Genomic DNA, 5,828 nt, shown 5'->3' with positions numbered 1-5,828 from the left:
TCACCCGACGCTCACCCTTGCCATTCTGTTGGGGCCACCTCTCATTTGGTTGCTGGTCTTTTACTTGGGGCCGCTGCTGGCGCTGCTGCTGCAAAGTTTTTATCATCTGGATCCCTTTACCGGCCTGATCCTGAGAAAGTTGACTTTGGCCACCTATCGGGAGCTGCTCACTCCTGCCAGCGTGGATATCTTTGTCCGCAGCTTGACTATGGCTTTGGCAGTGACCCTAGCTGCAATTGTGTTGGCTTTTCCTCTGGCTTATACCATGGTCAGACTGGCCTCTCCTCGCTGGAAGGACTTTTTGTATTTGTTGGTGCTCCTACCGCTTTGGTCTAGTTATTTGATTCGGGTTTATGCCTGGAAGTTGATCCTGGCCAAAGAAGGGATCCTTACCTATCTACTCACCCATGTGGGCCTACAGGGCTGGGTGGAAAAGATTTTGCAGTTGCCCGGGATCGGCGGGCCATCGCTGGCCGTATCCAACTTGGGTATTTTCTTGGTGTTTCTCTATGTTTGGCTGCCCTATATGATTCTGCCGATTCAGGCGGCTTTGGAGCGAGTGCCCGATAGCTTAATTGAGGCTTCTGCATATTTGGGGGCTCAGGGTTGGCAAACATTCCGCCATGTTATTCTCCCCGTCGCGTTGCCAGGGATCCTGGCCGGGTCGGTCTTCACCTTTTCCTTAACGCTAGGAGATTTTGTGGTGCCTTATTCTCTGGGCAATTCCAGCTATTTCATCGGGCAGGCAGTTCTCGCCTTTCAGGGCACCTCTGGCAACATTCCCTTGGCGGCAGCCTTCACGGTTGTGCCGATGGGGATCATGACCGTCTATCTGCTAGTGGCCAAGCGGCTGGGGGCTTTTGAATCGGTGAGCTGACCCGATCAAGGATTTTTCCAACACATGAGGAGCCAACTGAGCTAGGCTGATAAGTGTTAACGAATGTATCGGGCTGTCCCTATGGTGCTCTTTGGCTTTGGCAAACTTGGCAAGAAACTGTCCCTGCCCAAACCGGAAGAAGCCTTGCCGGGCCGGGCCGAGCCGATGGTGATCGTGAATCGGCATTTTGTCAATGGCCATCCGCTGCAGCCGCCTTTTCCCGAGGGCATGGAGCTGGCCATGTTCGGCATGGGCTGCTTCTGGGGGGCAGAGCGCAAGTTTTGGCAGGTGCCAGGGGTGTTCAGCACAGCGGTGGGCTACGCTGGCGGGTTTACCCCCAACCCCACCTACGAAGAGGTCTGTACTGGCCTGACTGGCCACAACGAGGTGGTGCGGGTGGTTTACGACCCAGCTCAGGTCAGCTATGCCCAACTGCTGAAGGTGTTTTGGGAAAATCACGACCCTACCCAGGGGATGCGCCAAGGCAATGATGTGGGCACCCAATACCGCTCCGGCATCTATGTGTATTCTCCGGCGCAGCGGGAGCTGGCGGAAAAAACCCGCGATCTCTATCAGCAGGCCCTGACCGCCCACGGCTACGGCCAGATCACCACCGAGATTTTAGACGCGCCTGAGTTTTACTACGCCGAAGACTACCACCAGCAATATCTGGCCAAGAATCCGCGCGGCTACTGCGGCCTGGGGGGCACTAAGGTTTGTCTGCCAGAGATCCTCACCGAGCCCGTCTGATCCACACCCTGACGGATCAAAAGATCCGGCGGGAATGGGATCCCCGCTCAAGGAACTCCCTAGCCACTAGGGTTACCACCGCCAGCAAGGAGAGCACCACCGCCGCCGCATAGGCTGAGCCGGTGGCATAACTGCGGTAGGCATCTTCCACGAACAAGGGCAAGGTCTGGGTGCGGCCAATGATGTTGCCGGAAACCACAGCCACAGCGCCGAACTCCCCCATGGCGCGGGCATTGGTCAAGATGACGCCGTACAGAAGGCCCCAGCGGATGTTGGGCAGGGTGATTCTCCAGAAGATCTGCCAGGGGGTCGCCCCCAGCGTTTTGGCGGCTTCTTCCTGGTCGGTGCCTGCCTCCTCCAACACCGGCAACACTTCCCGCGCCACAAAAGGAAGGGTGATGAAAGCCGTTGCCAACACAATGCCCGGAAATGCAAAGATAACCCTCCAGGATCCCAGCCAACCCTGACGCCCGAAGATGAGCACCAGCATTAGGCCAGCCACCACCGGGGAAATGGAAAAGGGCAGATCGATCAGGCTCAGGAGCAGGGCCCGCCCCGGAAAACGCCGGTGGGCAATGGCCAAGGCGGCACAGAGGCCGAAAAAGGTATTGAGGGGCACAACGACCAGCGCGGTTAGCACCGTCAATCGCAGGGCACTGAGCAACTCCCGCTCTGTCAGGCGATGGAGAAAGGCTGGGATCCCTTCTCGAAACGCCTGATAGAAGATGTTCACCACCGGGATCCCGAGCAGCAGCGCGATGTAAAGCCCGACGATCCCGATCAACAGGCCCGACAGCCATGTTGAGGGCTTCGGTTTGACACCTGCTACCTCGTCAGGTTTCATGGCGACTTCCCCAGGCTTGCAGAAGGTTAATTACCACCAGCGACAGGAAAGAGATCCCCAACATCACCGTTCCGATCACGGTTGCCCCAGCATAGTCGTGTTGTTCCAGCCGCTGAATCACCAGCACCGCCGCAATCAAGTCCCGAAAGGGAATGCTGGAAGCGATGATCACCACAGAGCCGTATTCCCCCACGGCGCGGGAAAACCCCAGGGCTACCCCGGTGAGCACCGCCGGCAGGATCTGGGGCAGCACCACCCGTCGGAAGGTCTGAAAGCGGGAAGCCCCCAAACTCCAGGCTGCCTCTTCCACATCTTTCTCCAGCTCCTGCAACACCGGCTGCACCGTCCGCACCACAAAGGGAAAAGAAATAAACAGCATCGCCACCCCCACCCCCAAGCGGGTAAAGGAGATGCGGATCCCCAAGGGGGCCAAAAGGGATCCAATCCAGCCGTTGCTGCTGTAAACCGTTGCCAGGGTGAGGCCGGCCACGGCGGTGGGCAAAGCAAACGGCAGATCGATCAACCCCTCGAGAAGCTTTTTGCCGGGGAAGGCGTAGCGCACCAGCACCCAGGCAGTCAGGGTGCCCATCACGCCGTTGATCAGAGCCGCCAGCAACGCGGTTACAAAAGTAACTTCATAGGCGGAGAGGGCCACGGGATCCGTCGCGATCCGCCAAAACTCCGCCCAGCCCACGCTGCTGGACTTGGCAATCAAGGCAGCCAGCGGCAGAATCAACATCAAGAAGAGATAGCCCAGGGTCAGCCGCCACGGCCAAGACAGTTGAGACAAAGCTTGCAGCAACGTTTCTCAAGCTCCCACCGGCATTGCGGTCATCTCGGTTTTTTTGACGGGAAAGGCTTTCACCACCTTGGGGCGCACATAGACCTGCTGCCCCACCTGCAGGGGTTGGTTGGCATATTGCTCGCGGCTGAGATGGGCCCACAGGGATCCGCCATCGCTAAGAATCAGCTCCGCCTGAATCTCCCGACCCAGGTGGATGATCTCCTTAACGCGGGCAGAAACACCACTGCTGCCGGGGTTGACCTCAATCTGCACATCGTGGGGGCGCAAAAAAAGCTGATGCGGGCCGGCCTGCACCTCGGGAAGCTGGCAAAAGAGTTGGGAGCGGGGAGAAAGCTCGTTGACCGGGCCGACAAAGCTCATCACAAAGGGTGTAGCTGGATGGTCATAGATTTCTGCCGGGGATCCCACCTGTTCGATCCGCCCCTGGTTCATCACCACGATCTGATCCGCCACCTCCATGGCTTCCTCTTGATCATGGGTTACAAATACCGTTGTCACATGCACCTCATCGTGCAGGCGCCGCAACCACTTGCGCAGCTCTTTGCGGACTTTGGCATCCAGGGCCCCAAAGGGCTCATCCAACAGCAACACCTGCGGCTCCACCGCCAAAGCGCGGGCTAGGGCCACCCGCTGCCGCTGCCCCCCAGAGAGTTGAGAGGGGTAGCGATCCCCGAACCCCGATAGCTGCACCAGCTCCAGCAGCTCATCCACCCGTGCCCGAATCTCGGCCCGTGAAGCCTTGCGGATCTCCAAGCCAAAGGCGATGTTCTGCCGCACCGTCATGTGCTTGAACAGGGCGTAGTGCTGAAAAACAAAACCAATGTTGCGCTCCTGGACGCTGGCATGGGTAGCATCCCGCCCGGTGAGGGAAATCCGCCCCGTATCCGGCTTTTCTAGGCCGGCAATCAGGCGCAGCAGGGTGGATTTGCCAGAACCCGATGGCCCCAAGAGGGCAACCAGGGATCCCGTGGGAATGGTGAGATCGGTGGGGTGAAGGGCCTGAAACTCGCCAAAACGCTTCGATACCCCTTCGATGGTGATACCCATAGGTTCTGCCTAGCTAGTGGTTTGCCTGAGAAGTTGCTGGATGGTTGCCGGCTGAGTCTTCTGGAGAGGGTGAGGGCAGTTAAACCCGCGGCTAATCTACGGTAAACCTGTCAACAAACCGTTGATATAGCTCCCAAGATAACTTGAATGGGGATCCAAAACAAGGGAGACTCCCTACAACTGAGCTTGGATGCGGTCAAACAAGGCCCCATCGGCAAAAAAGCGGCTTTGGACAACCTCCCATCCGCCCAGGTCGGCGACGGTAACCCGCTTCTCAACAGGAGGGTAACGCCAGGCAAACTCTTGGGCCACCGTCGGCTCCACCGGGCGAAAGCCCACCTCGGCAAAAGCCCGCTGCGCTTCTGGGGTGAATAGGTAGTCCACAAAGGCTTCGGCCACGGCACGGGTGCCTTTGCGATCCACATTGGCATCCACCACGGCTACGGGGTTGTCGATGGAAATGTTGGGATCCGGCACCACATAGAACAGGGATTGGCCGCGCAAGCCCGCCAGGATCACCTCATGTTCGTAGGTAATCAGGGCATCCCCTTGCCCTTTCTGGAAAAAAACATCGGTGGCCTCCCGCGAGTCCCGCGGCAAAATGCGGACATTCTTGTAGACCTGGGTGGTGAAGGCCAGAGCCTGGGGTTCAGGGACAGCGCTCCAGAGGGCTAAAAAGTTCCAGCGGGCGCCCCCTGAGGTTTTGGGGTTGGCGGTAACCACCTGCAAGCCGGGCCGAGCCAGATCTTGCCAAGAGCGGATCCCCTGGGGGTTGCCCTCCCGCGTTACAATTACTGCCACCGAACGGGTAACGATCCCTTGGTTGGGGGTACGGGCTTCCCATCCCGGCTGGATGAGACCCGCAGCCACGAGGCGCTCCACATCCAAAGCCAGGGCCAAGGCCACCACATCGGCATCCAGCCCGTCAATAACTGCCCGCGATTGCGTTGCCGAGCCGCCGTAGCTGCTTTCTACGCGCACCCGTTGCCCCGTTTTAGCCAGCCAGTGGGCCTCAAAAGCAGGGATGATCTGCCGGTAGGCATCCCGCGTCACCGCAAAAGAAGCGAGGAGGATCCTGACTTCCCCCTGCAATCCCCCCCCTCGGCCACAGCCGCCAAGGCCAAGCAGAAGGCAGAGCAGCAGGGATCCCATCCCCAGCCACCGTCCCCCGCTCGCCAGCAGCCTCTGGATCCCGCCTGTCTTTGTAACCTCCATAGCCGTCCTCAAAACCTCGGGCCGCCCTCGCCCCCAGCCTCTCTCCGACAGAGGGGCTCCGCTTGCTGTAGGCGGAAGGAGCAGGCCCTTGTTCCTATTCTACGGTAAGCCGGTCGGCAAACCGTTTTTATTTAAGGATCCCTAGGCAGGACAGGGGGTGGGGATCGCCGCATCGACAGCGAGATCCAGCGTGGCCTTGAGAATGCCAGGATCCTCTGGAGAAGGGTGCAACTGGAACCCCAGCCGCTGACACAGGCGGCGCATGGCCTCGTTTTCGCAAAGAACCTCGC

General features: G+C 59.1%; 6 protein-coding genes. 2 read left to right on the top strand and 4 right to left on the bottom strand.

The features are described from left to right. Together NW829_RS01775 and msrA are read left to right on the top strand one after the other, a co-directional pair. A partial coding sequence (locus NW829_RS01775) for an ABC transporter permease (RefSeq protein ID WP_414416306.1) occupies positions 1 to 877 on the top strand: 877 nt, incomplete at its 5' end. Positions 878 to 958: 81 nt separating this feature from the next. Beyond that, entirely contained in the window at positions 959 to 1,627 is a 669-nt protein-coding gene (gene msrA / locus NW829_RS01770) for a peptide-methionine (S)-S-oxide reductase MsrA (protein WP_414330118.1), read from the top strand. A gap of 16 nt (positions 1,628 to 1,643) precedes the next feature. Here the strand turns inward: msrA and cysW are convergent, their stop codons facing one another. The 4 genes from cysW to NW829_RS01750 form a co-directional block, all read right to left on the bottom strand. Continuing rightward, positions 1,644 to 2,471 (bottom strand): sulfate ABC transporter permease subunit CysW, encoded by an 828-nt coding sequence (cysW, locus tag NW829_RS01765; RefSeq protein WP_414343939.1) that lies wholly within the window; start codon positions 2,469 to 2,471, stop codon positions 1,644 to 1,646. After that, positions 2,461 to 3,273: a sulfate ABC transporter permease subunit CysT gene (gene cysT / locus NW829_RS01760; RefSeq protein ID WP_011431904.1), complete on the bottom strand. Its 813-nt coding sequence runs from the start codon at positions 3,271 to 3,273 to the stop codon at positions 2,461 to 2,463. Before cysT ends, cysW begins: the two co-directional genes overlap by 11 nt. Before the next feature lie 6 nt (positions 3,274 to 3,279). After that, positions 3,280 to 4,323 (bottom strand): sulfate/molybdate ABC transporter ATP-binding protein, encoded by a 1,044-nt coding sequence (locus tag NW829_RS01755; RefSeq protein ID WP_011431905.1) that lies wholly within the window; start codon positions 4,321 to 4,323, stop codon positions 3,280 to 3,282. Positions 4,324 to 4,497: 174 nt separating this feature from the next. Beyond that, a complete protein-coding gene (locus NW829_RS01750; RefSeq protein ID WP_414416305.1) occupies positions 4,498 to 5,538 on the bottom strand; it encodes a sulfate ABC transporter substrate-binding protein in 1,041 nt (346 codons plus the stop codon). Between the last annotated feature and the right edge of the window lie 290 nt (positions 5,539 to 5,828).

The organism is Synechococcus sp. R55.8 (genome assembly GCF_047461895.1).
Lineage (GTDB): Bacteria > Cyanobacteriota > Cyanobacteriia > Thermostichales > Thermostichaceae > Thermostichus.
This window is presented reverse-complemented; position numbering and strand designations above follow the sequence as displayed.